Source organism: Paenibacillus sp. 1_12 (assembly GCF_900114475.1).
Classification (GTDB): domain Bacteria; phylum Bacillota; class Bacilli; order Paenibacillales; family NBRC-103111; genus Paenibacillus_S.
The window spans coordinates 403,947-426,661 of the sequence record NZ_FOTE01000004.1 but is presented as its reverse complement, the minus strand read 5'-3'; the positions used below and the strand labels follow the sequence as shown (position 1 = coordinate 426,661).

Here is a 22,715-nt window from a genome sequence, read left to right as displayed (position 1 = left end):
TTATTGCCATTATAACTAGCTTTTCCGGATTTTACAATAGGGTTTTATCGAGTAAATCATTAAAAACGAAAATTAACCTAACATGAATTGAACATGATTCGTTTTTATAGGAATGATATAGCAAATTCCTGAAGGGTTTACCTCAAAAACATGACATTGGCCTGTCCAAAAAGCGAATTACCTGCATAATTCCTTCTATGATGATGTCAGGTTATTAGTGCATTCACTTATTCGTTATCAAAATAGCATAACGTTTGACTGTATGGTTTGCTTTCAGGTATCATACATACTAAAGCACTACATGATTACATACTTTAATGTAAGTCCTATTATTTATAGAAGGGCTTGCTGTTAATGAATTTCATTAGGGGTGATGTGAATGGGGATATGAAACTGTATAAAATCGGTGAGCTGGCACGCTTATCTGAAGTCAGCCCCAGAACAATCGACTATTACACCAAAATAGGCTTGATCGATCCGGAAACGCGATCCGATACCAACTATCGCTTGTATAGCGATGAAACGTTAATGCGACTTAAACGTATTGAAACCATGAAAAAGGACAAATATACTTTGGAAGAAATCAAGGCAAGCTTATTGTCCTGGACCAAGGTGAGCCACAATGAACTGGTAACGGATAAGCTTACCTCTATACAAGTTCATCTTCAGCAGCTGCAGCGGGAAGTTCAAGAAATTCGTCCTATTATAGATAAGATGAAGCCTTCGCAGATGAAAAAAATGAACAAAGTGCTCACCCCTCACACCGTGGCTTGCATCGAAGCCTTGCTCTTGCTTCTAGGTAAAAGTCCGTTATCTTAAAGAAACAGGAGGACTGACAGCATGTTTTTCCACCCTTTGGATTATTTGATCATCGTTGCTTTTATCCTTTCCTTATGGGCCCAATTCCGAGTAAAAGGGACTTTCAATAAATGGTCTCAGGTTCATGCCTCTGCAGGACTCACAGGTGCTGAAGCAGCCCGTCGCATGCTGGATGCCAACGGTTTGTATGACATACCTATTGAGCCGATTGAAGGCAGCCTTACGGACCATTATGACCCAAGCCACCGTGTAGTCCGGTTATCCGAGCCGGTGTATGGCGAAACCTCTATCTCAGCGATATCTGTCGCTTGTCACGAGGTCGGTCATGCGATACAGCACAAACTGAGCTACCCTATGCTTTCATTCCGGCACTTTATGTTTCCGGCTGTTAATTTTGCATCCGGCATTGCTCCATTTCTTATCATGGCAGGGTTATTTTTTCAGCAATTCAATTTCCTGCTTGGCATTGGCATCATCTTCTTTTCTGCGGCAGTCGCCTTTCAGCTCATTACGCTTCCGGTCGAGTTCAATGCAAGCAATCGCGCCAAAGAGCTGATGATTTCGCAAGGCTTTATTAGAAATGATGAAAAGAAAGGCGTTTCCAAAGTATTAAACGCCGCTGCGCTTACCTATGTAGCCGCTGCACTGATTTCATTGCTCCAGCTTCTCAAGTACATCATGATTTACAATAATCGCAGAGATTAATCTGCACCTAAGGCATCTTTAATATTTCATTAAAAAAGCTGGACCTCCAAAGCTCAAATGAGCAGAAGGTCCAGCTTTTTCAGTCCTCTTGAAAATGATCAAATAAAAAATGCTGAAACATTTCAGCCACCAGCGGTAGCTTATCTCCAGTTCTTTGGATTAATCCCACGCTGCGAGTCACCAGCGGTTCAATCACCCTCACTTTCGCTGGCTGCAGCTGGCTAATTTCAGTTAAGGCCATTTCAGGAAGCAGACTAACTCCCACGCCTGCAGCCACCAATCCACGAATCGTATCCGTTTCTTCGCCCTCAAAACCGATCCGTGGGACAAATCCCGCTTTTGCACAAGCTTCTAACACAATATTTCGCAGTGAATACTCATCACTGAACATAACAAACGATTCTTCCTTAAGCTGCTCAAGCTTAATGGTATCATTGTCCGCAAGTTTATGTCCTTGTGGCAATATAGCATACAGCTCCTCTTGTAGAAGCAATCTGCCGCTTACATTAAGATGCTTCTCAGGGAAGGGAGAAATAAAAGATAAATCAATCTCTCCCCTCATCACATCGCGAATAAGACTATTATAAGTTCCCTGGCGCAGCCTGAACTTAACATTGGGATGTTGCTGACGAAAACTAGCAACTACTGTTGGCAGTAAGTAAATGCCAAGGCTATGTGGGAAGCCGATTCGGATCTCCCCCGCTTCAGGGTCCAGAAATTCCCTTACCTCACTGACCGCACGCTCCATATCTGCCAAGACCACTTCGATGCGTTCAAGGAACAGCTTACCTACAGAAGTGAGCTGAAGATTACGGCCTTTGCGCACAAATAAAGGAACACCCAATTCTTCCTCAAGCTGGTGAATTTGTCGGCTAATCGCTGATTGTGCAACGTGAAGCTCTTCTGCAGCATGGGTGACATGCTGTTTCCTTGCCACTTTCACAAAATATTGAAGCTGCCTTAACTCCACACGATTAATCTCCCTTCGATTGGACAAATTCCTTTTAAAAAGTTTATAATAAAACTTGGTGAAATACCAATCATTCTCATAAGATAATAAGGAGGCCCAATTAACATGGCACAAGAGCGTACAGGTGTAGCAACCCTCAAAGGCAATCCAATAACTTTAGTTGGCAACGAAGTTAAGGTAGGCGACAAAGCTCCAGATTTCACTGTCAACAAAAATTTGTTGGAGCAAGCAACACTGGCTGACTATGCAGGCAAAGTTAAGTTAATCAGCGTGGTTCCTTCTCTTGACACAGGCGTTTGCGACGCTCAAACTCGCCGATTCAATGAAGAAGCAGCAAAATTGGGTGATAATGTAGTCGTTTTGACTATCAGCGTTGATCTTCCCTTTGCACAAGCCCGCTGGTGCGGAGCAGCCGGTATCGATAAAGTCATTACTCTTTCCGATTACAAAAATCATTCCTTTGGTTTAGCATACGGCGTATTGATCAAAGAAATTCATTTACTGATGAGATCCACTTTTGTTCTTGATGCGAATGACACCGTTCAATATGTTGAATACTTAAGCGAGATGACAGAGCACCCTAACTACGAAAATGCCATCGAAGCTGTTAAAAAGCTTGTATAATTGTATTTACCGGAAAGCCTTTGCTTTCCATCACATAAAAACAGCGGGAGAAGCCAAGCTTCCCCCGCTGTTTTTATGTAAATCTTTTTAAATACCCTTGTAAAACAAATTGCACACTTATGTAAATTAATCCTCTTTATAAGCGGCAAGCCTCTTGTCTAGCTGTTTGTATATTTCGAGGATAGTGCGGTAATTGGATCCAAGGTCCCCGAGCGAACCTCGAGAGGCCGAATAAATATCGATAGCTGTTTTTAGTGGGTTAATCCCGAATAAGGTTAGTGTAATATCTTGCGTACGACCTGTAACTGTTTTTTTCTCTACTACGATTTCCCCTACATTTCTTACCTCATGGAGAAGCTTGTACCCATTCATTTTCTTAAACATATTGGTAACTTCATCCCAAACTTGATCCATAGAAAGCTTATAATACCGGGTCTTTAATGCCGGATCCTTGGCTTTCTCTCCTGTCCCATCGTGACTGCGAATTAGGCCGATTAAGGTTCGCTTTAACAAAGCTTTCCCCCCTCATGAGAAGTGCAAAATATAATCTGTGAACACTATCTTTAATCATACCACTGTTTGTTCGGTTGAGAAAGTATTATTTCACACTTTAGACAAACTATGTGATTCATATTAAAATTTTTTACAATTTTATGACAGATATACGGTTTGTGTAATTCGTGGAGCAGGATTTCATTCATTTATTGCGAATATAAGTATTAGAATCATTTGTTTATCAAATAAACAAAGTTCCAAATAACCATTCGAGGTGAAATCCATTGACTTACTTTCTAGGTATTGATTTAGGTACATCAGCCGTCAAATGTATTTTAGTTGATGATCAAGGCAAGGTCAAAGCTAGCCATAGCGAAGAATATCCACTTCTACAGCCAGAGCCCGGTTGGGCTGAGCAGCATCCCGAGGATTGGTGGAAAGGAACCGTAACAAGTGTCGTCGCCTTGTTAAAAAAAGCATCTGTTGAGGGCGACGAGGTTGCAGGTATCGGATTATCAGGCCAAATGCATGGCTCTGTTTTCCTTAATTCCAAGCTGCAGGTAGTTCGCCCAGCCTTATTATGGTGCGATCAGCGTACAGCAGCTGAATGCGACTTTATCGAGCAGGCTGTTGGCGGTCAAGAGCAATTAGGCCGATTAACGGGCAATAAGGCTCTTACCGGCTTCACTGCACCTAAAGTGATTTGGCTTCGAAATCACGAGCCTGAGCACTATGAACAAACCAAACATTTGCTGCTGCCTAAAGACTATGTGCGTTTGCAATTGACAGGAGCACTTGGAATGGATATGGCTGATGCCAGTGGTACCTTATTGCTGGATGTCGCTGAGCGCAAATGGTCTGAGGAAGTTGTCAATCGTCTCGATATTCCAATGGAGTGGCTGCCTCCCTTGTTCGAAAGCAATGAAGTAGCTGGCTATCTGCTGGCGGAGATTGCCGATCTGACAGGCCTCAAGACCGGTACGCCAGTTGTTGCCGGAGGAGGAGATCAAGCTTGCGGAGCTGTTGGCGTAGGCGTTGTGCGTGAAGGAATAGCCTCTGTAGCTCTGGGCACATCAGGTGTTGTGTTCGTTCATGATGACACCTATCAGATGGATCCCGCATGCAGGCTTCACTCCTTTTGCCATGGGGTACCTGGCAAATGGCACCGAATGGGTGTTATGCTCGCTGCTGGAGGCTCCTTTCAATGGTGGAAAAACCAATTTGCGTTTGAAGAGCTGCAGCAAGCTGAATTAGAGAAACGCGATGTTTATGAGTTCTTAACAGCGCTCGCAGAAAACGCTCCTTTGGGTAGTGAGGGACTGCTCTTTATGCCTTATTTGACAGGAGAGCGCACACCCTATCCTGATCCTAAAGCTCGTGGAGGCTTCATAGGATTGAATCTCCGCCATAGTAAAGCTCATTTAACACGGGCCGTACTCGAAGGCATTACGTTCGGTTTAAGAGACTCTATGGAGCTTATTAAAGCATCCGGTATTGAGATCAAAGAGCTGCGGGTAAGCGGCGGCGGCGCACGCAGTTTATTTTGGAGACAAATGATTGCCGATATATTTGGTTATCCCGTAATTACAGTCAATTCTACAGATGGCCCTGCATATGGCGCGGCTGTCATGGCCGCCTCTGGCGTGCTTCAACAAGATATCAGCGACCTTTGCGAGCGTTGGATTGAAACTGTAGAACGGGTGGATCCAAATCCGCAGCGTCAGGCTCAGTATGAGAAATATTATGAGGTTTATCGTACGTTGTATCCAACATTAAAGAACACTATGCATCAACTGAACGATCTCGTTTCCTTGTAGTCCTACGACACGATTATACTGTGAAGACTGAAATAGCAAAAAAAGAAGCAGCTCGGACAACGTCTGCTTCTTTTTTATGTGTAACGGTATCTTCACACCATTTATTAGAATTGGCTTTGTTTAGCGCCTTCCCAGTCTGCCAAGAAACGTTCAATACCAACATCTGTTAAAGGATGCTTGGTCATTTGTTGAATAACCTTGTAAGGTACTGTTGCGATATGTGAGCCATATTGTGCAGCTTCAATAAAATGTGCCGCATGACGTACGCTTGCAGCAATAATTTCCGAGGAAATATTATGAACCTGGAATATTTGGCTAATTTCTTTAATTAAGTTCATTCCCACTTGGTTAATATCATCCAAACGACCAATAAAAGGAGATACATAAGTAGCTCCTGCACGTGCCGCCAGGACAGCTTGTGGTGAACTGAATATTAAGGTTACGTTGGTTTTGATACCTTCTTGGCTGAATATTTTAGTTGCTTTCAGACCTTCTTCAGTCATTGGCACCTTAACGACAATACCTTCGCCCAAAGCAGCAAGCTTGCGACCCTGTTCAACCATCTCTTTCGACTCTAAGCTTATAACCTCTGCGCTAATCGGTAAGTTACCGACAATCGAAACAATCTCTTTAACCGTTTCAAAAAAATCTCTGCCTTCCTTCGCAATAAGTGAAGGATTGGTCGTAACTCCTGCAATAACTCCAAGATCATGCGCCTTGCGGATTTCTTCTACATTAGCCGTATCGATAAACAGTTTCAAGCTTGTCACCCTTCCTTATTATCCTACTGGTTATAATGTCCTTATGTATAGATGATTAGGACGCAAAAAAAACCCGCAAATGCCGTCCGATTTAGCGCTTCAAACCCGCTCTCGCAGGTGGGTGTCCGCAAAACCATTTTTGAGATCCCTTTTCGAGGGCATGTCAGCTATGGTTTAATGTAGGTCTCCCAAGAAACAGTCATTGGTTCAAAACAACTTAAAACCGTAACGAACATCGCAGGATTTTTTTGTACCCTTATTATATGATTTTCAGGCATGATTGTAAACCTCAGAGCCTCTATTCATTATATCCATGAAAGGGTAGTTATGGTTTATCCGTTTTTGCTTTCATCTTCGGATTCTTTTTTGTGAAGGTCTATCGTAGAAAATGAACGGCCACCTTGCTCAAGTGAAGATGTGTTATTAGATTCAACACCTGACGCTGCGCTAGCTTTACGAGCAGCCTCCTCAGCTTCTTCGGCAGCTTTCTCCTCCATGGCCTGCTGCTTAGTTTGCAGCTTACCAAATATGAGATTAAAATGCCAAAATGAAATAACCGCGATCAAACTTCCCATAAAAAAAGGAATTAAAAACGTAAACGTCGTAAAACTGATATAGATCACAAATCCGTTACAAATGATCATCGACAAAGAACGAATTGGATGTCCAATCGAAATCAATATCGCATTTTTAAGGACTTGAAAAAATTTCATATGCAAATGGCTAATAATTGAAAAGAAATGAAAAAACGAAACTCCTATCAAAGCTGTAAGCGTCAACACTAAAAACTTCAGAACGCCAAAGGTTCCCGTCTGGCTCCCGTAAAAATTAAAATTCGTATACAGGATTACAGCTATTAAAGCATACACGATTCCACCGAGCATACTCTGTACGAAGTTCTCTTTGTAGCCCCTAAAAAAGGTTTTAAATAAAGGTGCGTCTTCTTCACCCGTTAACCACTTACGAGCAACGGCAAACATAGCAGCTGTCGAAGGAAACAAAGTAAACGGCGATACAATTGCTATCAGAATCGAAGTGGAAAGCAATTGATCCAACGATTCCGCTTGCAATAAAAGCAGTCCTAACAGAAAAAAGGGAAGCGCACATATGACCCATAATACGTTAATAACGGACAACCGCATAATCCATTCCGATATACGGTAAAACCCTCCCATGATACCTCTAAATTCCAAAACAAACGCCCTCCTCGTTCATATGCGTAACTAAAATTCGTATATCGTTTATTATAGCTTATTTTAGCATTTGAAGGTAGCAAAACAAAAGGTGAAGCTCGAAAAGCAAGCTTCACCCTTAAGAGCATTAGTTTTTCACAAGATCTTCATTGGGACGAGCAGAAGTGGTGCGGTTAAAACCACGATCGCGACCATAGTCACGACCTTCATTGCGATTGCTGCTGCCGCGATTATCGCGACCTTCACGTGAGGAGTAGTCACGGCTTCCACCGCTGCTTCCACTGCGCGGAGGTCTCGAACCGCCACTGCTGGAGCCAGAAGAGCGATCATAAGGTCTGCCGCTGCCACCACTGCGTGCGCCTGCTGCCGTACCGTAGCTGCCACTTGGCTTGCGTCCGGAGCTGCGTACATCTTGTCTTCTCTTCTTGGCACGTAACGGCTCTTCAGGAGTCAATTCAATATTAACTTCCTTCTTATCGCCAGTTAACAATTTCAACGCTGCAGCTAACAGGTGAACGGAATCATGCTGCTCCAACAATTGAATTGCCAGGCCTTTATATTCATTGTGATCGTCTTTGTCCAAAAGATCCAAAATACGCTCAGCTGTCATTTTTTGCTTGCCTTCGATAGCTTCAGCAATACTTGGCATTGGCTTTTTGGCGATTTTTTGACGAGTAAGCTTCTCGATAAAGTTCAGGTGATCGATTTCTCTTGGTGTAACGAAGGTATAAGCTGCGCCTTCTTTACCTGCACGGCCTGTACGACCAATACGGTGAACATAGCTTTCAGGATCTTGCGGCAAGTCGAAGTTGATTACATGAGTAACACCCGAAACGTCCAAGCCACGAGCTGCAACGTCAGTTGCTACCAGTACATCAATACTTCCGTCACGGAATTTACGCATTACGTTATCACGTTGATTTTGTGACAAGTCACCATGTAAGCCTTCTGCTGTATAGCCGCGTTTTTGCAAGCCTTCAGCCAGTTCATCAACCCGGCGTTTTGTACGTCCAAAAATGATTGCCAATTCCGGTGAGTCCATGTCAATCAAACGACACAATGTATCGAATTTTTGTCTTTCTTGCAATTCAATGTAAGATTGGTCGATCAAAGGTGCGCTCATTTGCTTAGGAATTACGGATACGTGCTCTGGATTGCGCAGGAATTGTTGTGCCAGTCTTTGGATGTTGGTAGGCATTGTTGCTGAGAACAACATCGTTTGACGTTCCGAAGGCACCAGCTTCAGGATGGACTGAATGTCCTCCATGAAACCCATATCTAGCATTTCGTCCGCTTCATCCAGGATAACCGTTTGTACGTCATCCAATTTGATAGTTTTTCTGTTAATGTGGTCAAGCAACCGTCCAGGTGTACCGATAATGATTTGCGGTCTTTTTTTCAAAGCGCGAATTTGTTTTACAATATCTTGACCGCCATAGATTGGCAAAGAACGAATGCCCTTGAATCTACCAAGCTTTTCGATTTCTTCTGCTACCTGAATGGCAAGCTCACGAGTAGGGCACATAATCAAAGCGACGATTCTGTCTTCCTTAACGTCGATTTTGTTCACTAATGGAATACCGAATGCTGCCGTTTTCCCTGTACCGGTTTGCGCTTGACCGATTAGATCGCGATTTTCCATTGCGATAGGCATAGCTTTCTCTTGAATCGGTGTCGATTCCTCAAAGCCCATCTCTGTAATGGCACGCAATACCGTTGGGTCCAAGCCGAATTCACTAAAATTTTTCAAATGTTTTCATTCTCCTTTTAGGGTGTTGTATTTGTATATACCCTTAAGTGCGACTCCTATATCCTTTTTTGTATCTATAAAATGCGTCCGAAGCATTCGTAATTACATACGCAAGGCCGTACTTAAGAATATCTTTAGTATTGTACCATAAACTCTAAAAATATTCCAGAAATTTCAGAACGCTTTTGAATAATAACTCGTTTGAAACCTGGACTACCCCTTTTTCGTATAAATTAGTTATAATGTTAGAAAACAGTTATTTATTCAAGGTTTTATAAAGGAGAATTTGCCCATGTCGATTTGGAAGAGAGTCAGCTCTATTCTAAGGAGTCAAAAGGAACAACCGCCTGAGCAGGCTTCCAATCCGGTGGAGGACACCATGGTTGGTGACATTGTAAATGTTGACCTTGAGGAGTATATTGTATCCGGTAAGCAGATGTATTTTGATCGTGGCTTCCCTCCGCATCGAATAGCGTATTATTTGCAAAATGGTAACACGATTTCCTGCTTGTTGATCGAGAAAGGCCGAACTTATGAAAGCTTTATTTGCCAATTTGTCGAAGGTGCTCTGGACAGTCCGAATGATGTTCCAACCTCACTTGAGGTGAATGGAGGCATCACTTATACGCTGGAAAGCCAGCGCAGCGACCTGGTTCGCACGGAAGGGCGCACTGATTTCCGAGGCAGTGAAGAGGTCATGCTCTGGCGATACTTTGGACCGGATGGACAATATTTTTTCCTGCAATGGCAGGATGGCAAATTTGTTGCCATGGAAGGTGAGAAAACACCCGTAGGCCAAATCAAATTTATGAAAGGCAACCGCTAGCAGGCGGTACAATACGGTTCTTACCGTATGGAGGAGTGATTCTTTTTGAATAAAAGACTGGGTTCGTGGTTAGCTATCGTTCTCGTTTTTACACTTATATTTCCAATCCTTGCGGCCTGCAGTGATGCGGGCAATTTTGTAAAAGACAATTATTCACTTGTTGATGTACAGGGACAAGGAAAAAATACGGCTAAGGTTTATTCCGTTGAAGGCAAGGATGTTCCAACCGTATCTAACGAGATTGCGGCCAATGAAAAACCAAAGGAAATGAGCAAGGAATCATTAGATCAAATGTTTCTTGTTTATAATAGTAGAATTATCAATGTACAAAAAGATCCTGACAAAGAGAATAACACTTTAGTTGAAATCGACAGTATCGAATATGCCAAGGAAAACTACGACTCCTCCTTTCTTCAAGGATATGTAGCGGCATCAGTACTTCAATCATTGCTTGGCAGCAGTTGGCTAAATGGGAACCGATCAGGATCGGATTACAAAGGTTACAGAACGACTCCTCGTTATGATGATTATGGCAAATATCAACAACCGGCAGCCAAAACCAAAGAACCTGCCAAATCTACGCCTGCACCAACGACGACGGATCGCAAAGGAAGCTTTGGAACCACACCAGCACCGTCAGCACCAGCTCCATCTTCCAATGGCAGCTCGAAGCCGTCAGCACCTGAATCAGGCAAACCTGCAACACCGTCTGTTTCGGACAGCAAAGGAAGCTTTACGAGCCCATCTTCTACAACCAAGCCATCAAGCTCGACAACAACAAAACCGTCGACATCACCTAAAAGCAGCAGCTCATCCAGCAATATACGGAAAAATGACGGCTCTACCTCAACCAGTAAACCCTCGAGCAGCTCGAAGCCTAGTACTAGCACACGCTCGGGTTCTTTTAAAAAGTAGTAATTAAACCATTTCTATTTGCACGCCTTATGCTATAATGAAAGAGTAATCTCATTCATATCCTCAGCTTTACCTTTGTTCATCGTAAGTCAAACCTGATCTTCTCAAATAAGACGAGGAAGGGTGTTGCTTGTGGAAACAGTGAAGTTATCGACGATCGTGATGAGATTGACTCCCGAGTTGTATCCTTTCCTGACAAGGTCCGAGCTCGAATTTGAGATTGTACTTAGGAACGGGATTGAAGCGTTGGAAGCGGGAGATGCTATGGAAATCATTCAACACAGTATTTCTGAACAACAAAAAGACGCCTTTCTCCATTAAGGGGCGTCTTTATTTTGGATAATCAAGTCTGAATGTAAGATTTAAGATTCGATACCGAGTAAGCTTCTACGTGACTTCGTGATCTATTGGAGACTTTTGCACAAATTGTAATGGTTTCGTAATAAATGACTGCTATGCTATAATAAAAACATGTTAAGATAGAGTTGTTAAACAAAATCGGAGGTGTATTACGTGGGAGCTTTATCTCCATGGCATATCATATTAATCGCTCTTGTTGCACTATTGCTGTTCGGACCCAATAAATTGCCTGAATTAGGTCGCGGATTCGGAAAAATGTTTCGCGAATTCAAAGAGGCAACTTCCGGAAACGGGTCTTCCTCAGATGAAACGACACCCACTCCTAAAAAAGAGCTGCATGAGGTAACCCAGGAATCCAGCAATCAGCAGACCAAATAATTACGATTTGGTCGTTTGCAAGCTATGTTGAATCCCGTTTATCGATGAGCTATACTACCAACTGATTGTATAAATCAGTTGGTTTTTTTTGCTTTCAGTGTTAGAACGTGAGTCCCAAGGAAAAGCACCGCAGCAAGTGCCGTCATACAAGCGCCAAGTAAATACATCCACTGACCACCCCAAAGATCCTTGATATATCCACCTACAAAACCTCCTGTAATACCCGCTAATCCTAAGAACACCGCTGAAAAAAGGGCAAGTCCGGTCGAACGCATCTCTTCAGGCACCAATCGAACTGCATACTGCAAAGCAACGATCCAAAAAATAGCGAATGTAAAGGAATGCATCAGCTGCATAAACATCAGCGCGGTTGGATCCGTAACCCAGCCGTACAGCAGCCAACGAACGGTATACAGGATCGATACGATACCAAGCAGCGCCATCTCGTGAAAACGATTCATATATCTGCTCAATAGGGCAAATGCCGGTATCTCCCCTATAGCGGCTATGGCCCAGCCCCATCCGGCCATCGAATCGCTTCCCCCAAGATCCTTCAAATATAGGACAAAAAGTCCGTCATTCATCCGATGCGGAACCATTAATAAGAAAACCAGCAGTAAAAACCAAAGAAAGGGACGATTGTTCACGATGCTTCCGACTTCTTTTAGCGAAATCTTTTTACCGCTGGCTTTGTCATCCTTCATAAACAACAGCAAAATTAAAGGCAATATCCAAGCAGACCAATAGAGCCATGCTATGTGCTGAACCCCGCCAAGCGCTTCAAGAATAAATCCGGATATGACTGCCGCCGCAGTAAAGCCAATCGAGCCCCACAGTCTTACCGATCCATAGGATTTGCCGCTTTGTGCAGCGCCTTTGATTGTAATACTGTCGAGCAGCGGCACTGCAGACAGCATAAAGAAATAAAGCATCAACATAAAAACAAAAGCCCAGACATACGCGTCCGTTTGAAAAATACCTACACTTGATGCAACCGTCAAGGCCCACAACCCAAATATAATAAACTTGAGTGTATTGTAACGATCACTTAAATAACCCCATAATGGCTGTGCGAATATGGCCACGAAAGGCCCGACCATCATCAGCAAACCAATTTGTGAAGACGAATAGCCTTTTAGACCAAAATAAAGAGGCAGAAAAGGCATTAGGACAGCCGAAGTTGCATAATAAGTTAAGTTAAGTCCGCGCAGTGTCCAAATTTGTTTGTTCATAACACCTGTCCTTTGGGTAATATGTCACTATAGCTCATAATCCAACAAAATTCGTTATTTTTCTCTATGATGCACCAAGCTTCTCTATTATAATAGAAAATATCATTCTGGCAAGGAGAGATTAGACAACTATGGAATTATTGCTAGCTTCATTATTAATGATGATGAGTCAGACCGGTGCGGATCATCCTGATGTGAGCTTTGATCAGCTCGTACAGGCATCACTTGACTCGAAAAATGCGGTGGTCCAGCAGGCGGCCCCTCAGACCTCAGCAAATGCAAGCACGACTGATGACCGTTTCCGGCCTGTGAATAAGGTAGACCCGCAGAAGAACGCTCCTAAAGTAAAAGGCGTATATGTTACAGCCCATAGTGCTGCAGGTGCGCGGATGAACTCACTCCTGAAGCTGATGGATGACACCGAACTGAACTCAATGGTCATTGATATCAAAGACGATTGGGGCTATATTACTTATCCTACAGGAAATCCAGAGCTTGAAGCCTTGGAATCCACACAAAAAATCATTGCCGATATGCCGAAGCTCATGAGCACTCTGCAAGAGCATCAAATATATCCAATTGCTAGAATCGTAGTGTTCAAGGACACCGTACTAGCCAAGAAACGGCCCGAGCTTTCATTTGTTAACCCGGATGGTACCCTTTGGAGCAACGGTAAAGAAAGCTTTGTTAACCCTTATAGCAAAGAAGTCTGGGATTATAATATTAGTATTGCCAAAGAAGCGGCTAAATCAGGTTTCAAAGAAATTCAATTTGATTACGTACGCTTCCCCGAAGGTTTTGAAAAACGTGCCGACATCTTAAAGTATGACAAGGATGATCGTTCAAGAATCGATGCGGTATCCGAATTCGTTAAATATGCCAGGGAACAGTTAAGCCCTCTCGGCGTGAGAGTGTCCGTTGATATTTTCGGTTACGCAGCGGCTGTTCCTGCTGCAGAAGGCATCGGTCAAGATTTTGTGAAAATCTCGGAAAATGTAGATGTCATTAGTCCAATGATTTATCCAAGTCATTATAGTACTGGATGGTATGGCTCCAATGTGCCGGATGCTGCGCCTTACCAAACGATTAATGGAGCTATGAAGGATACGATCAAGAAATTGGAACCGATTGATACATTGAATTTAAAACCTATAGTCCGACCATGGATTCAGGACTTCACTGCTTCCTGGGTGAAGGGGTATGTGAAATACGGCAAGCATGAGCTGGATGAGCAGATTAGGGCGTTAAAGGACAACGGAGTGGAAGAATACTTATTATGGAATGCTGTCAATACGTACACAGGGAATGTGAACTACTAAGGTGGGATTACCCTCCCAAACCCTCCCTATAGGGAGGGCCCCAAAGGGCGCTGCCCTCTGGACTCCCATTGGTGGGATGCGGACTGTTGTGTTCTCGGGGCGCTTTCGTCCCTGCGGGACACGCTTGACTATCGGTGCGATGGGCTTGGGGTGTGTTGCTGGGCTTGGGGGTTTTCGGGGCGCTTATCGTCCCTGCGGGACACGCTTGACTATTGTTGCGTTGGGCTTGGGACGTGTTGCTGGGCTTGGGGGTTCTTGGGGCGCTTATCGTCCCTACGGGACACGCTTGACAATTGGTGCGATGGGCTGGAGTGAGATGCTGGGCTTTGGTGTTCTCGGGGCGCTTCCGTCCCTATGGGACACACTTGACTATTGGTGCGATTGGCTGGAGCGGCATGCTGGGCTTGGGGGTTCTCGGGGCGCTTTGGCCCCTTCGGGACAAGCTTGACTGTGGGTGCGATAGTTATGGTTGATGTGCGAGACTTTGACAGATAACATTAAGAAGATAAAACGGCGATCGACTCTCGGATTGATAACGAGGGCGGTCGCCGTTTTGCATTTTTTTCCATCACCTTGAGAACGGAATCATCCTATTGGGCAGCTTCCTACTTATCCTGTTTCAACTATCACTACGGTCTGGATTCCGGGGTTGCTACCTTTTAGAATCTGAGGGCTGCTTGAATTATCCCACCCACATTGATACGAGGCAACCCCTATGTGATAGGATCATAAATAAGATTATAAATTCGGCAGCTGCCAATTGATTTCTGTCTGACCCATACTTTTCAGAAAAGCATTAGCTTGCGAATAAGGCTTGCTTCCATAAAAACCTCTGTGTACAGATAAAGGGCTTGGGTGCACAGAACGAAGTATATGGTGACGCTCATTGGTAATGAGCTGAGTCTTTTGCTGTGCGTTACTGCCCCAAAGGATGAAGACAAGTGGCTGCTCACGATCGTTCAGCTTACGAATAATTTGATCCGTGAAGCGCTCCCAGCCTTTGCCCTTATGTGAATTGGCTTCGCCTTCCCGTACGGTCAGTACCGTATTCAGCAGCAATACCCCCTGCTCGGCCCATGGTACCAAATATCCGTTGTTCGGAATCGTGCAGCCGAGATCGTCTCGTAGCTCTTTGAACATATTTTGCAAGGAGGGCGGCTGTCTCACACCAGGTTTAACCGAGAAGCTCAGTCCGTGCGCCTGGCCAGGTCCATGATAAGGGTCCTGACCGAGAATTACGACTTTGGCCTCTGCATAAGGCGTGTAGTGCAGTGCATTAAAAATATCATGCATATGGGGATAAATTGTTCGTGTGCTGTATTCCTGCTTTAAGAATTGGCGCAGCTCCAAATAATAGGGCTGCTCGAATTCAAAAGCAAGCTGTTGAGCCCAGTCATTGCTTAATATCGTCATGTGCTATTTTCACCTCTAGCTTGAACTATTGCTTAACGGGACTAAACGTCTCAACCATTTTCACAAAGTATTGCAGTGTATGTAAAACACGTTCACGCGTTTTTTGATTAGCCGGTTCGCCTTCAGGCGTAAACGTCCGGTTCTCTCCGCCAATGGAGACCCATTCTGGGCAGTTAATACCATGCACATTGCGAACGATCGTCTGCAGCTGCTGCAAGGAGCTTACCCCAACAGGTCCTCCAGTCGAACTGGCGGAAAGCACTACTTTACCGTCAAATTGAGCGAAACCTGTATAATCCAATGCATTTTTCAACACACCTGAGGGGGCCCCGTGATATTCAGGTGTTGCCAAAATGATCCCATTCGCTTCATTCAGACCGTTTCTAAATATGGCAAGGTTCGCATCTTGGCAATCTACATCGGGTGAATACAGTGGTAACGGTAAGCTGTACAAATCCAGAAAAATAACCTGACAACCTTTATTCTCTAACACTTGTTCCATATGACGGCATAATTGTAACGTTGTTGCATGTTGACGATTACTTCCAGAAACGATGGCAATTTTTATCATATGATTACTCCCTTACTCATTCTTTTTCATACATTCTAGTATACTAAGTTATCTCAGTGAGTCAATCTTTAGAGAGTTTATTTGTTACCATCCGCTTTTTCTAATATTCAATTAATGTTACAAGATGGCTCAAAACTTGCATGCCGTTTCTATTTGTCGTTACAATAACAGAAGATCTACTTAAAGGAGATGAAGCTTCATGCTGGCAATTGGACAAAAAGCACCGTCATTTAATGCTGAGAGCACACAAGGTCCGATGCATCTGAGCGATTATTTTGGCAAACAGCCTGTCGTGCTGATCTTCTACCCCAAAGATGAGACACCGATTTGCACCAAGCAATTATGTGCCGTGCGTGATTCCAAAGCCGAATATGCCAAGTATAACGCGCTGGTGCTGGGAGTAAACCCTGGTTCACTTGCTGATCACAAGCAATTTTCCCAAAAGTTTCTATATGATTTTCCGTTAATTAGCGATCAGGGAGACCTGATTCGGCATTTGTATGATGTTGGCAAAGTATTTCTCCTGGGCCAGCAGCGCTGTGTGTTCGTTATCGACAAGAATGGAACCATCGTATACGCAAAAAAAGGAAATCGACCGACAAAGGAAATATTGGAAGCACTGGAACAGCAGCAAGCCCAATAGTTAGCTACTGTGGGCTTATCGTCATCATACAAACAGGCAGTCCTCTTCTTAGAAGGGGACTGCCTGTTAAATATTTAGGTTATTGAGACAAGCGCTTGGCCAACTCGTACAGCTCCATGTTGAACTGTTTTTTGGTGTTAACCACTTTTTCGATATCGGTAATCGTAAGCTCACCCTTAATGATTCCAACGCCTTTACCGGACTCACCTTCGATCAGCATCCGTACCGCATAATCTCCAAGATTGCTTGCCAGTATACGGTCGTTATGCGTTGGTGCTCCACCCCGTTGAATATGGCCCAGAACGGTTACACGTGGTTCAATCGAATCCTTGCGTTTCGTAATTTCATTTGCGATATCTTCGCCTTTACATACGCCTTCGGCAACGATAATGATGCTGTGCCGCTTGCCCAATTTGAAGTTAGTTTCCATCCGATCGGCGATTTCATCCATATCAAATGGAACTTCCGGTACTAGTATCGTTTCAGCACCGCTTGCCAGACCGGCATACAAAGCAATATCTCCACAATAACGTCCCATGACCTCAACGATTGAAGAACGTTCATGAGAGCTCATCGTATCACGCAGTTTATTAATGGCATCCACGACGATGCTCACAGCTGTATCAAATCCGATTGTGAAATCGGTAAAAGGAATATCGTTATCAATCGTACCAGGAAGCCCCATCGTTTTAATTCCAAGCTTGCTCAGCTTATTTGCACCTTGATAAGAACCATCTCCGCCAATGACAACAAGACCGTCAATCCCTCTTTTTCTCAGATTATCGGCACCCATTTGCTGCCCTTCGGGTGTTATAAACTCTTTACATCGAGCCGTTTGTAGTATGGTTCCACCGCGTTGAATAATATCTCCCACGCTTCTAAGATCCATTTGGCGAATATCATCATTGATCAAACCGGCATAACCCCGTTGGACTGCATATACCTCCAATCCATGATAAAGTCCGCTGCGCACGACCGCACGAACCGCCGCATTCATACCCTGTGAATCTCCACCGCTTGTAAGCACTGCTATTTTTTTTACTGTCATAGTATGGTTTCCTCCCTAGGAAATGTGCAATTAATATCTTCGACGAACCAGTATACTGTTTGCAAAGAAGAAGAGCCGCGTCAAGGGGCTTCTCTTCATTAATTTTCGCGATATATGCTTCACCTGTCTCTGTTTACTTACCTTCGGATCCGACAAATAGAGCGCGAGCAGTCCTTCTATAATCATTTGATGAAAAGCCGGGTTAGTCAGCTGTTTGGTTCTAATCCTTGCCTCAACAACAATAGCGGCTATACGTTCTACGGTTTGCTCCATATCCGCATAATAGCTGCAAAAATTGAGATCGCCTCCAAGCTGATCCTCCTGCTGGTCAATCAAATAATCAAGTAAAATGTGTAAACCGCAAATATAAGGAAAATAGACTTCCTTGATCATGTCAACGAACCTGACCGTTAAGGACGATTCTGAGGCAGCCAAAAACATCATAAACACACCTAAAGTGGAACCTGTTGCCGCAGCAAACTCATTCCAGCTAATGTCCTTATGCATGCTCTCATACTGCTCCCACCATTCCACCAGTGCCTGCTCCCTAAGATCATGCCGGATATGCTTGTACACCTGTAAATCACTATATAATCCAACCCATTCCAGCACAGCATCAGTCACCATCGTATAAGAGGGAAGCATGCGAATACTTGCCTGGCATGTTTTGACAAGCTCATTTAAATAACCGCCATCATCCTGCTCCGTTCGAAACGCATAATAATCATGGAGGGGCTGAGCCGGATTAACCGCATCAAGCATGGATTGATGGAGCATTCGGAAATCCTCAGGGTCCAGTGAGGTGCTGCGATCACACAAATTATCCAGATAGTCACTAATCGTCTGAAATGCAACAATCAGTGGAATTAATACATGACGCATAGGTAAATTAGCAGTCGCATATACAGCACCGCCTTGACAATGAAACTGTTTGCTTGTCAAGCTGTCAAGCGCCTGCTTCTTTAACTCAAGGTCTGGCATATCTTCCGCCTTGTTCCTCCAATACCGCAGCTGCTCCTGAACTTCAGGTAGCACATAACGATACATTCGCAGCATCAACTGCAAGGGATGGCGCGGGACCGGCATTGAGAGGCCAGCTTCAAAACTCAAAAGCTGTTCCTCCGCTCTTATCATAGGAATATTGCAGCAGAAGTTTGATCTCAATCCATTGAATTTGCTGCAGAAGCTGCTCAGCGCTGCCATCTCTTGCAATCGTTACCTGCTGCTGAACCAGATCAACAAAACCATAAGGATCCCATGACGAACTCGAAGTGAGTCTGTCCAGCCTCCCTTTCAAGTTATCGTTGCTAATGGATTCGGCATTGGATTGTAGATAAATCTCTTTTATTTGTTGATGCAATGGAATGAATACAGGGTGGTCTCCTACCTGATGAAACCAATATTTGGAGTTGCTGTAGTCTCCCTCCATCCGATGCATGATCCCATGCCAATAGCTCCCTGTGGTATTGTGAATATCCTGCGAGAGCGTATGTGACTTGTCCAAGCTTTCATTCAACAAATGCAAACCCGACTGAACGGCATGTACGTAAGCTAATTGATCCGTGTTCGTGTCTTGCTTCGACAGCTTCGCAATCCTGATATCCAGCAGATCATCCCATTCCTCCGCAGGATAGAGCGAAGGCCGATGTTCTTTTAACACAAGCCACAATCTACTTATTCCTTCTGTCCACGACAAATCAGTTCCACCTTCCATAACTTGATTCCAGTCGAAACCCATACCCTACATTATAATATAAAGAATCGGCAATGCCCACCATAAATAAACCGATTTTGCAAAATGAACCCCATTCATCGCTTTTTAATGATGCGCTGCAGAGGGAGCGACGTCCTGATTGACTCTAAACCAAAGATTCAACTCATTAATCGTACCCGCCAATTCGGCTATTTCCGAGTTTAGCTGACAAGACAGCTTGAAATTATCCTCTACATTCAGATGATTTTGCTTCTTAATGATGATTTGCTCCAGCCTTTTTATATGATCAGGTATTGTACCGCGAATTTCTTCCCAGCGCAGCAAAATAAGCGAACGTTCTTCTTCTGAATAGTCTTCCCAATCTTTGTCGAAGTGTGGCAGCGGGATTCCGAGACGAGCATCGGTCACAAAGCTCCAAGCCATGCGGCACAACACCTTTCCATGCAATATAGATTTTTCTATGTACACTAATGTACCATGAACCTCCCTCCTTCTGCCAGAGGTTGCAAACAAAATTTCGCATTGAGTTATCGTAAAGTGTGCTATACTGGGAAGAATGATTTTGAGAATGGTTTCAAGTAGGAGAATTTTATATGAGTGACGATCTAAAAACGAATGTGTCATTTAGACAGCTATTATCTTTTTTTATCCCGCTTGGTATTTCGGCCAGTTTGATTACGATCTCTCATCTGATCATTAACAGTACGCTTGCAAGATCCGCCCACCCTGAAATTATTATTGCCAGCTATGCGCTGCCCTTCAGTATTTTGGCAATTACCGAACGGCCTGCAGTCTTACTAAGACAAACCTGCTCTGCTCTCGTAAGAGACCGTGTCTCATTCAGAGCCGTCACCATCGTGAGTATATATATATTCTCCAGTATCCTCCTCATGGGCGGTTTAATCTCCTATACGCCTATTGGCAAATGGGTTTTTTTCTATTTGTTCGGCGTCGGTGACGATATGCTTGGACCGATGATTGATGTCTACCGCGTGTTGATGTTTGTGAGCATTTTTTCCGGTCTGCGCTGCTTATTTCAAGGCGTCATTATAACTAATATGCGTACCAAATGGCTGACCATAGGCATGGTCGTGCGGCTGCTCGTGATGTATTTGGTTTCTCTATATTTTATTAAGACAAACGGCGTAACCAGCGGGCAGGTTGGTGCGATTATTTTCTTGTCAGGCATGATGGTTGAAGCGCTGATGAGTATCCTGGAAGGACGCGTGCTGCTGAAAAAAATTCCCCAAAAGGCCGCTGAGCATACGATTGAGCGCCCAGGGCAAATTTTTCAATTTTATAAGCCCTTGCTGTATTCATCCATTATTGCAGTCATTATTGGCCCGGCGATCAATTCCTTTATGGGTAAAACATCGGATTTCCAGCTATCTGTCGCATCATTTACGATCGCTGCAGGTCTGACACAGCTCGTGCAGAGCTTCTTTTCTTATATTCACCAAATTGTACTAAACTTCTATAACAAGGATGCCAAGGCTGTCTTTCGTTTTACGATGATTTTGTCTGTTATACCTTGTTTGTTATTGACAATACTATGTTATACCCCCCTTGGCATGTGGTTTATGGAGCATGTCATGGGTGTGAACGAGAGATTGATGCATGCAAGCTTAAATACACTGAAAGTGTTTATGATTATGGTGCTGGTCTTTCCATGGCTTGATTATGGTAACGGGATGATCATGCTGCGTGGTGAAACGAAGGTCATGGTTTGGTCTCAATCGGCAAATGTGTTCATCACACTGCTCGCATTGACCTTGTGTATTGCCATAAGTCCAGGAATGAACGGGATGATCGGAGCTTTTGCTCAATCACTTGGGATGGTATCCGAGGCTATCGTTATAGGATTTGTACTGCGAAATATTAAAAAATCGGGAGACCGTTCTCCTTTTCATATGAAAACTTAAGTCGAGAAACGAGTGATGGGTTTGAACAACGCTTTACCGCACCAACAGCCGAGGTACGCCATTCTGCGAAGCTTTAGCTTTTCTACATACATGACCATGGCGGTCATCGTCTCTTATTTTCCTTTGTACTTCAAATCATTGGGCTACTCCACGATACAGATCGGTTTACTCTATTCGATTGGGCCGATGATCGGTATTTTTTCCAATTTGTTCTGGGGCTTGATCAGTGATAAATATCGTACAGTTAAAAAAATATTAATCGTGGTTCTGATCGGGCAGTGGATTATGGCGTTCTGTGTATTTCAAAGTACTCAATTCGGCATGCTACTGCTGCTCATGGCCGTTTTTTTCTTTTTCCAATCCCCGATCAATTCACTTAGCGATAGCTTGACGCTGCTGACGATACAAGGCTCAAATAAAAGCTACGCTTCTATACGGGTATGGGGCTCAATCGGTTTTGCTGCAGCCTCTCTAGTGTTCGGCATGGTGTTGAAGCAATATGGTGCCGATTTGACGATCTATCTATGCTTGGGGACCATTGGCCTATCACTAATTATTTCCACAGGTCTGACCGATGGTCGAAGAACCTCACATAAAAAGCTCGTATTTGCCGATTTGGTCAAGGTCATTCGCTCCAATCGATTTCTTGTCTTCATGCTTATCGTAATGATTGCTTCAGTAGCCCACCGCTTTAATGATGGTTTTCTAGCTTTGTATCTGCAGCAATTGGGTGCGGATCAGACCATTATCGGGTGGTCTTGGATGGTGTCCGCGTTAAGCGAGGTCCCTATATTTTTTCTGCTCAGCAAGTATGGTCATCGCTACAAGGAGCTTCCGCTGCTCGTCATCAGCTCTTTTGTTTATATGATTCGGTTCATTTTGATGAGTCAGGTGGAAAACCCATTGTGGGTCATTGCGATTCAAGCCATGCACAGTATTTCCTTCGGCATTTTCTTGTTCACGGTTATCCGATATATCCAGCGTATTATTCCTGATGAATATCGGGCAACAGGACAAGCCCTATTTGCAGTAACTTGGTCGGGACTTGCTGGATTACTCAGCGGAGCCTTGGGCGGTTGGTTATTCCGCGATTGGGGCCCTCATGTGATGTATGGTGTAGGTGCTTGTCTTTCTGCAGTTGCGATGGCTAGCTTTTTTATGCTGCATCTGCGTTCCCGGGATGTCGAATAACGCTGCTTTTTCAAAAAAACAACAATTTTTGCAACACAATTGCTGATTT

The 22,715-nt window shown here is 43.9% G+C and carries 25 protein-coding genes and 1 other RNA gene; 13 read left to right on the top strand and 13 right to left on the bottom strand.

The window, feature by feature from the left end; genetic code table 11:
- The first annotated feature begins 387 nt into the window (after positions 1 to 387).
- Positions 388 to 819, top strand: coding sequence for a MerR family transcriptional regulator (locus BM210_RS12315; RefSeq protein WP_091168505.1), 432 nt, complete (start codon positions 388 to 390; stop codon positions 817 to 819).
- A gap of 21 nt (positions 820 to 840) precedes the next feature.
- The gene (locus BM210_RS12310; RefSeq protein WP_091168306.1) at positions 841 to 1,524 is read left to right on the top strand and encodes a zinc metallopeptidase; all 684 of its coding nucleotides are present in this window, start codon (positions 841 to 843) and stop codon (positions 1,522 to 1,524) included.
- 79 nt (positions 1,525 to 1,603) lie between these two features.
- On the opposite strand, the gene BM210_RS12305 is transcribed toward BM210_RS12310, so the two are convergent.
- Positions 1,604 to 2,494 carry a glutamate biosynthesis transcriptional regulator GltC gene (locus BM210_RS12305; RefSeq protein WP_091168304.1) on the bottom strand — a complete coding sequence of 297 codons (891 nt, stop codon included), beginning with the start codon at positions 2,492 to 2,494 and terminating at the stop codon, positions 1,604 to 1,606.
- A gap of 105 nt (positions 2,495 to 2,599) precedes the next feature.
- Here BM210_RS12305 and tpx point away from each other — a divergent pair, with 105 nt between their 5' ends.
- Positions 2,600 to 3,118 (top strand): thiol peroxidase, encoded by a 519-nt coding sequence (tpx, locus tag BM210_RS12300; RefSeq protein WP_091168302.1) that lies wholly within the window; start codon positions 2,600 to 2,602, stop codon positions 3,116 to 3,118.
- A gap of 126 nt (positions 3,119 to 3,244) precedes the next feature.
- Here the strand turns inward: tpx and BM210_RS12295 are convergent, their stop codons facing one another.
- Positions 3,245 to 3,631, bottom strand: coding sequence for a DUF1499 domain-containing protein (locus BM210_RS12295; RefSeq protein ID WP_076229203.1), 387 nt, complete (start codon positions 3,629 to 3,631; stop codon positions 3,245 to 3,247).
- Positions 3,632 to 3,897: 266 nt separating this feature from the next.
- Here BM210_RS12295 and xylB point away from each other — a divergent pair, with 266 nt between their 5' ends.
- Complete coding sequence (xylB, locus tag BM210_RS12290; RefSeq protein ID WP_091168297.1) at positions 3,898 to 5,430, top strand: xylulokinase; 1,533 nt, start codon at positions 3,898 to 3,900, stop codon at positions 5,428 to 5,430.
- Between the two features lie 104 nt (positions 5,431 to 5,534).
- On the opposite strand, the gene fsa is transcribed toward xylB, so the two are convergent.
- From fsa to BM210_RS12270, 4 genes are all read right to left on the bottom strand, one after another.
- Positions 5,535 to 6,191, bottom strand: coding sequence for a fructose-6-phosphate aldolase (gene fsa / locus BM210_RS12285; protein ID WP_091168294.1), 657 nt, complete (start codon positions 6,189 to 6,191; stop codon positions 5,535 to 5,537).
- A gap of 66 nt (positions 6,192 to 6,257) precedes the next feature.
- Positions 6,258 to 6,438, bottom strand: a non-coding RNA gene (gene ssrS, locus BM210_RS12280) — 6S RNA.
- Between the two features lie 85 nt (positions 6,439 to 6,523).
- Complete coding sequence (locus BM210_RS12275) at positions 6,524 to 7,384, bottom strand: YesL family protein (RefSeq protein WP_091168291.1); 861 nt, start codon at positions 7,382 to 7,384, stop codon at positions 6,524 to 6,526.
- A 127-nt stretch (positions 7,385 to 7,511) separates the two neighbouring features.
- On the bottom strand, positions 7,512 to 9,134 hold the full coding sequence (locus BM210_RS12270; protein ID WP_091168289.1) for a degradosome RNA helicase CshA: 1,623 nt from the start codon (positions 9,132 to 9,134) through the stop codon (positions 7,512 to 7,514).
- Positions 9,135 to 9,426: 292 nt separating this feature from the next.
- Between BM210_RS12270 and BM210_RS12265 the strand changes: the two genes are divergently transcribed.
- The 4 genes from BM210_RS12265 (at position 9,427) to tatA (ending at position 11,613) form a co-directional block, all read left to right on the top strand.
- Complete coding sequence (locus tag BM210_RS12265; RefSeq protein WP_091168286.1) at positions 9,427 to 9,960, top strand: DUF4178 domain-containing protein; 534 nt, start codon at positions 9,427 to 9,429, stop codon at positions 9,958 to 9,960.
- Positions 9,961 to 10,005: 45 nt separating this feature from the next.
- On the top strand, positions 10,006 to 10,875 hold the full coding sequence (locus tag BM210_RS12260) for a DUF4247 domain-containing protein (protein ID WP_091168284.1): 870 nt from the start codon (positions 10,006 to 10,008) through the stop codon (positions 10,873 to 10,875).
- 126 nt (positions 10,876 to 11,001) lie between these two features.
- Positions 11,002 to 11,196, top strand: a complete 195-nt coding sequence (locus BM210_RS12255) for a hypothetical protein (protein WP_076229199.1) — start codon at positions 11,002 to 11,004, stop codon at positions 11,194 to 11,196.
- Positions 11,197 to 11,388: 192 nt separating this feature from the next.
- Positions 11,389 to 11,613: a twin-arginine translocase TatA/TatE family subunit gene (gene tatA / locus BM210_RS12250; protein WP_091168281.1), complete on the top strand. Its 225-nt coding sequence runs from the start codon at positions 11,389 to 11,391 to the stop codon at positions 11,611 to 11,613.
- Positions 11,614 to 11,687: 74 nt separating this feature from the next.
- Here tatA and BM210_RS12245 read toward each other — a convergent pair whose 3' ends face one another.
- The gene (locus BM210_RS12245; protein ID WP_091168278.1) at positions 11,688 to 12,845 is read right to left on the bottom strand and encodes an MFS transporter; all 1,158 of its coding nucleotides are present in this window, start codon (positions 12,843 to 12,845) and stop codon (positions 11,688 to 11,690) included.
- A 131-nt stretch (positions 12,846 to 12,976) separates the two neighbouring features.
- On the opposite strand from BM210_RS12245, the gene BM210_RS12240 reads away from it, so the two are divergent.
- Both BM210_RS12240 and BM210_RS12235 read left to right on the top strand, forming a co-directional pair.
- Entirely contained in the window at positions 12,977 to 14,164 is a 1,188-nt protein-coding gene (locus tag BM210_RS12240; RefSeq protein ID WP_091168273.1) for a putative glycoside hydrolase, read from the top strand.
- A gap of 76 nt (positions 14,165 to 14,240) precedes the next feature.
- A complete protein-coding gene (locus BM210_RS12235; protein ID WP_143101041.1) occupies positions 14,241 to 14,612 on the top strand; it encodes a hypothetical protein in 372 nt (123 codons plus the stop codon).
- A 290-nt stretch (positions 14,613 to 14,902) separates the two neighbouring features.
- Here the strand turns inward: BM210_RS12235 and BM210_RS12230 are convergent, their stop codons facing one another.
- A complete protein-coding gene (locus tag BM210_RS12230; RefSeq protein ID WP_091168268.1) occupies positions 14,903 to 15,577 on the bottom strand; it encodes a uracil-DNA glycosylase in 675 nt (224 codons plus the stop codon).
- Positions 15,578 to 15,602: 25 nt separating this feature from the next.
- Complete coding sequence (locus BM210_RS12225; protein WP_091168502.1) at positions 15,603 to 16,145, bottom strand: NADPH-dependent FMN reductase; 543 nt, start codon at positions 16,143 to 16,145, stop codon at positions 15,603 to 15,605.
- 202 nt (positions 16,146 to 16,347) lie between these two features.
- On the opposite strand from BM210_RS12225, the gene BM210_RS12220 reads away from it, so the two are divergent.
- Positions 16,348 to 16,791 carry a peroxiredoxin gene (locus BM210_RS12220; RefSeq protein WP_091168266.1) on the top strand — a complete coding sequence of 148 codons (444 nt, stop codon included), beginning with the start codon at positions 16,348 to 16,350 and terminating at the stop codon, positions 16,789 to 16,791.
- Between the two features lie 79 nt (positions 16,792 to 16,870).
- Here the strand turns inward: BM210_RS12220 and pfkA are convergent, their stop codons facing one another.
- The 4 genes from pfkA to BM210_RS12200 form a co-directional block, all read right to left on the bottom strand.
- Positions 16,871 to 17,839: a 6-phosphofructokinase gene (gene pfkA / locus BM210_RS12215; protein ID WP_091168263.1), complete on the bottom strand. Its 969-nt coding sequence runs from the start codon at positions 17,837 to 17,839 to the stop codon at positions 16,871 to 16,873.
- A 30-nt stretch (positions 17,840 to 17,869) separates the two neighbouring features.
- Entirely contained in the window at positions 17,870 to 18,895 is a 1,026-nt protein-coding gene (locus BM210_RS12210) for a tetraprenyl-beta-curcumene synthase family protein (protein WP_091168498.1), read from the bottom strand.
- Between the two features lie 43 nt (positions 18,896 to 18,938).
- The gene (locus BM210_RS12205) at positions 18,939 to 19,535 is read right to left on the bottom strand and encodes a hypothetical protein (protein WP_091168501.1); all 597 of its coding nucleotides are present in this window, start codon (positions 19,533 to 19,535) and stop codon (positions 18,939 to 18,941) included.
- A 123-nt stretch (positions 19,536 to 19,658) separates the two neighbouring features.
- Complete coding sequence (locus BM210_RS12200) at positions 19,659 to 19,976, bottom strand: hypothetical protein (protein ID WP_091168260.1); 318 nt, start codon at positions 19,974 to 19,976, stop codon at positions 19,659 to 19,661.
- Between the two features lie 170 nt (positions 19,977 to 20,146).
- Between BM210_RS12200 and BM210_RS12195 the strand changes: the two genes are divergently transcribed.
- A complete protein-coding gene (locus tag BM210_RS12195) occupies positions 20,147 to 21,475 on the top strand; it encodes a multi antimicrobial extrusion protein MatE (RefSeq protein ID WP_091168258.1) in 1,329 nt (442 codons plus the stop codon).
- A 21-nt stretch (positions 21,476 to 21,496) separates the two neighbouring features.
- The gene (locus BM210_RS12190) at positions 21,497 to 22,666 is read left to right on the top strand and encodes an MFS transporter (protein ID WP_256223538.1); all 1,170 of its coding nucleotides are present in this window, start codon (positions 21,497 to 21,499) and stop codon (positions 22,664 to 22,666) included.
- Positions 22,667 to 22,715: the final 49 nt, after the last annotated feature.

Coding starts and splice junctions, on each gene's coding strand:
- BM210_RS12315 (WP_091168505.1), top strand. CDS start 388: ATGAAACTGTATAAAATCGGTGAGCTGGCACGCTTATCTGAAGTCAGC.
- BM210_RS12310 (WP_091168306.1), top strand. CDS start 841: ATGTTTTTCCACCCTTTGGATTATTTGATCATCGTTGCTTTTATCCTT.
- tpx (WP_091168302.1), top strand. CDS start 2,600: ATGGCACAAGAGCGTACAGGTGTAGCAACCCTCAAAGGCAATCCAATA.
- BM210_RS12265 (WP_091168286.1), top strand. CDS start 9,427: ATGTCGATTTGGAAGAGAGTCAGCTCTATTCTAAGGAGTCAAAAGGAA.
- BM210_RS12245 (WP_091168278.1), bottom strand. CDS start 12,845: ATGAACAAACAAATTTGGACACTGCGCGGACTTAACTTAACTTATTAT.
- BM210_RS12240 (WP_091168273.1), top strand. CDS start 12,977: ATGGAATTATTGCTAGCTTCATTATTAATGATGATGAGTCAGACCGGT.
- BM210_RS12235 (WP_143101041.1), top strand. CDS start 14,241: ATGCGGACTGTTGTGTTCTCGGGGCGCTTTCGTCCCTGCGGGACACGC.
- BM210_RS12230 (WP_091168268.1), bottom strand. CDS start 15,577: ATGACGATATTAAGCAATGACTGGGCTCAACAGCTTGCTTTTGAATTC.
- BM210_RS12220 (WP_091168266.1), top strand. CDS start 16,348: ATGCTGGCAATTGGACAAAAAGCACCGTCATTTAATGCTGAGAGCACA.
- pfkA (WP_091168263.1), bottom strand. CDS start 17,839: ATGACAGTAAAAAAAATAGCAGTGCTTACAAGCGGTGGAGATTCACAG.
- BM210_RS12210 (WP_091168498.1), bottom strand. CDS start 18,895: ATGCTGCGAATGTATCGTTATGTGCTACCTGAAGTTCAGGAGCAGCTG.
- BM210_RS12200 (WP_091168260.1), bottom strand. CDS start 19,976: ATGGCTTGGAGCTTTGTGACCGATGCTCGTCTCGGAATCCCGCTGCCA.
- BM210_RS12195 (WP_091168258.1), top strand. CDS start 20,147: ATGAGTGACGATCTAAAAACGAATGTGTCATTTAGACAGCTATTATCT.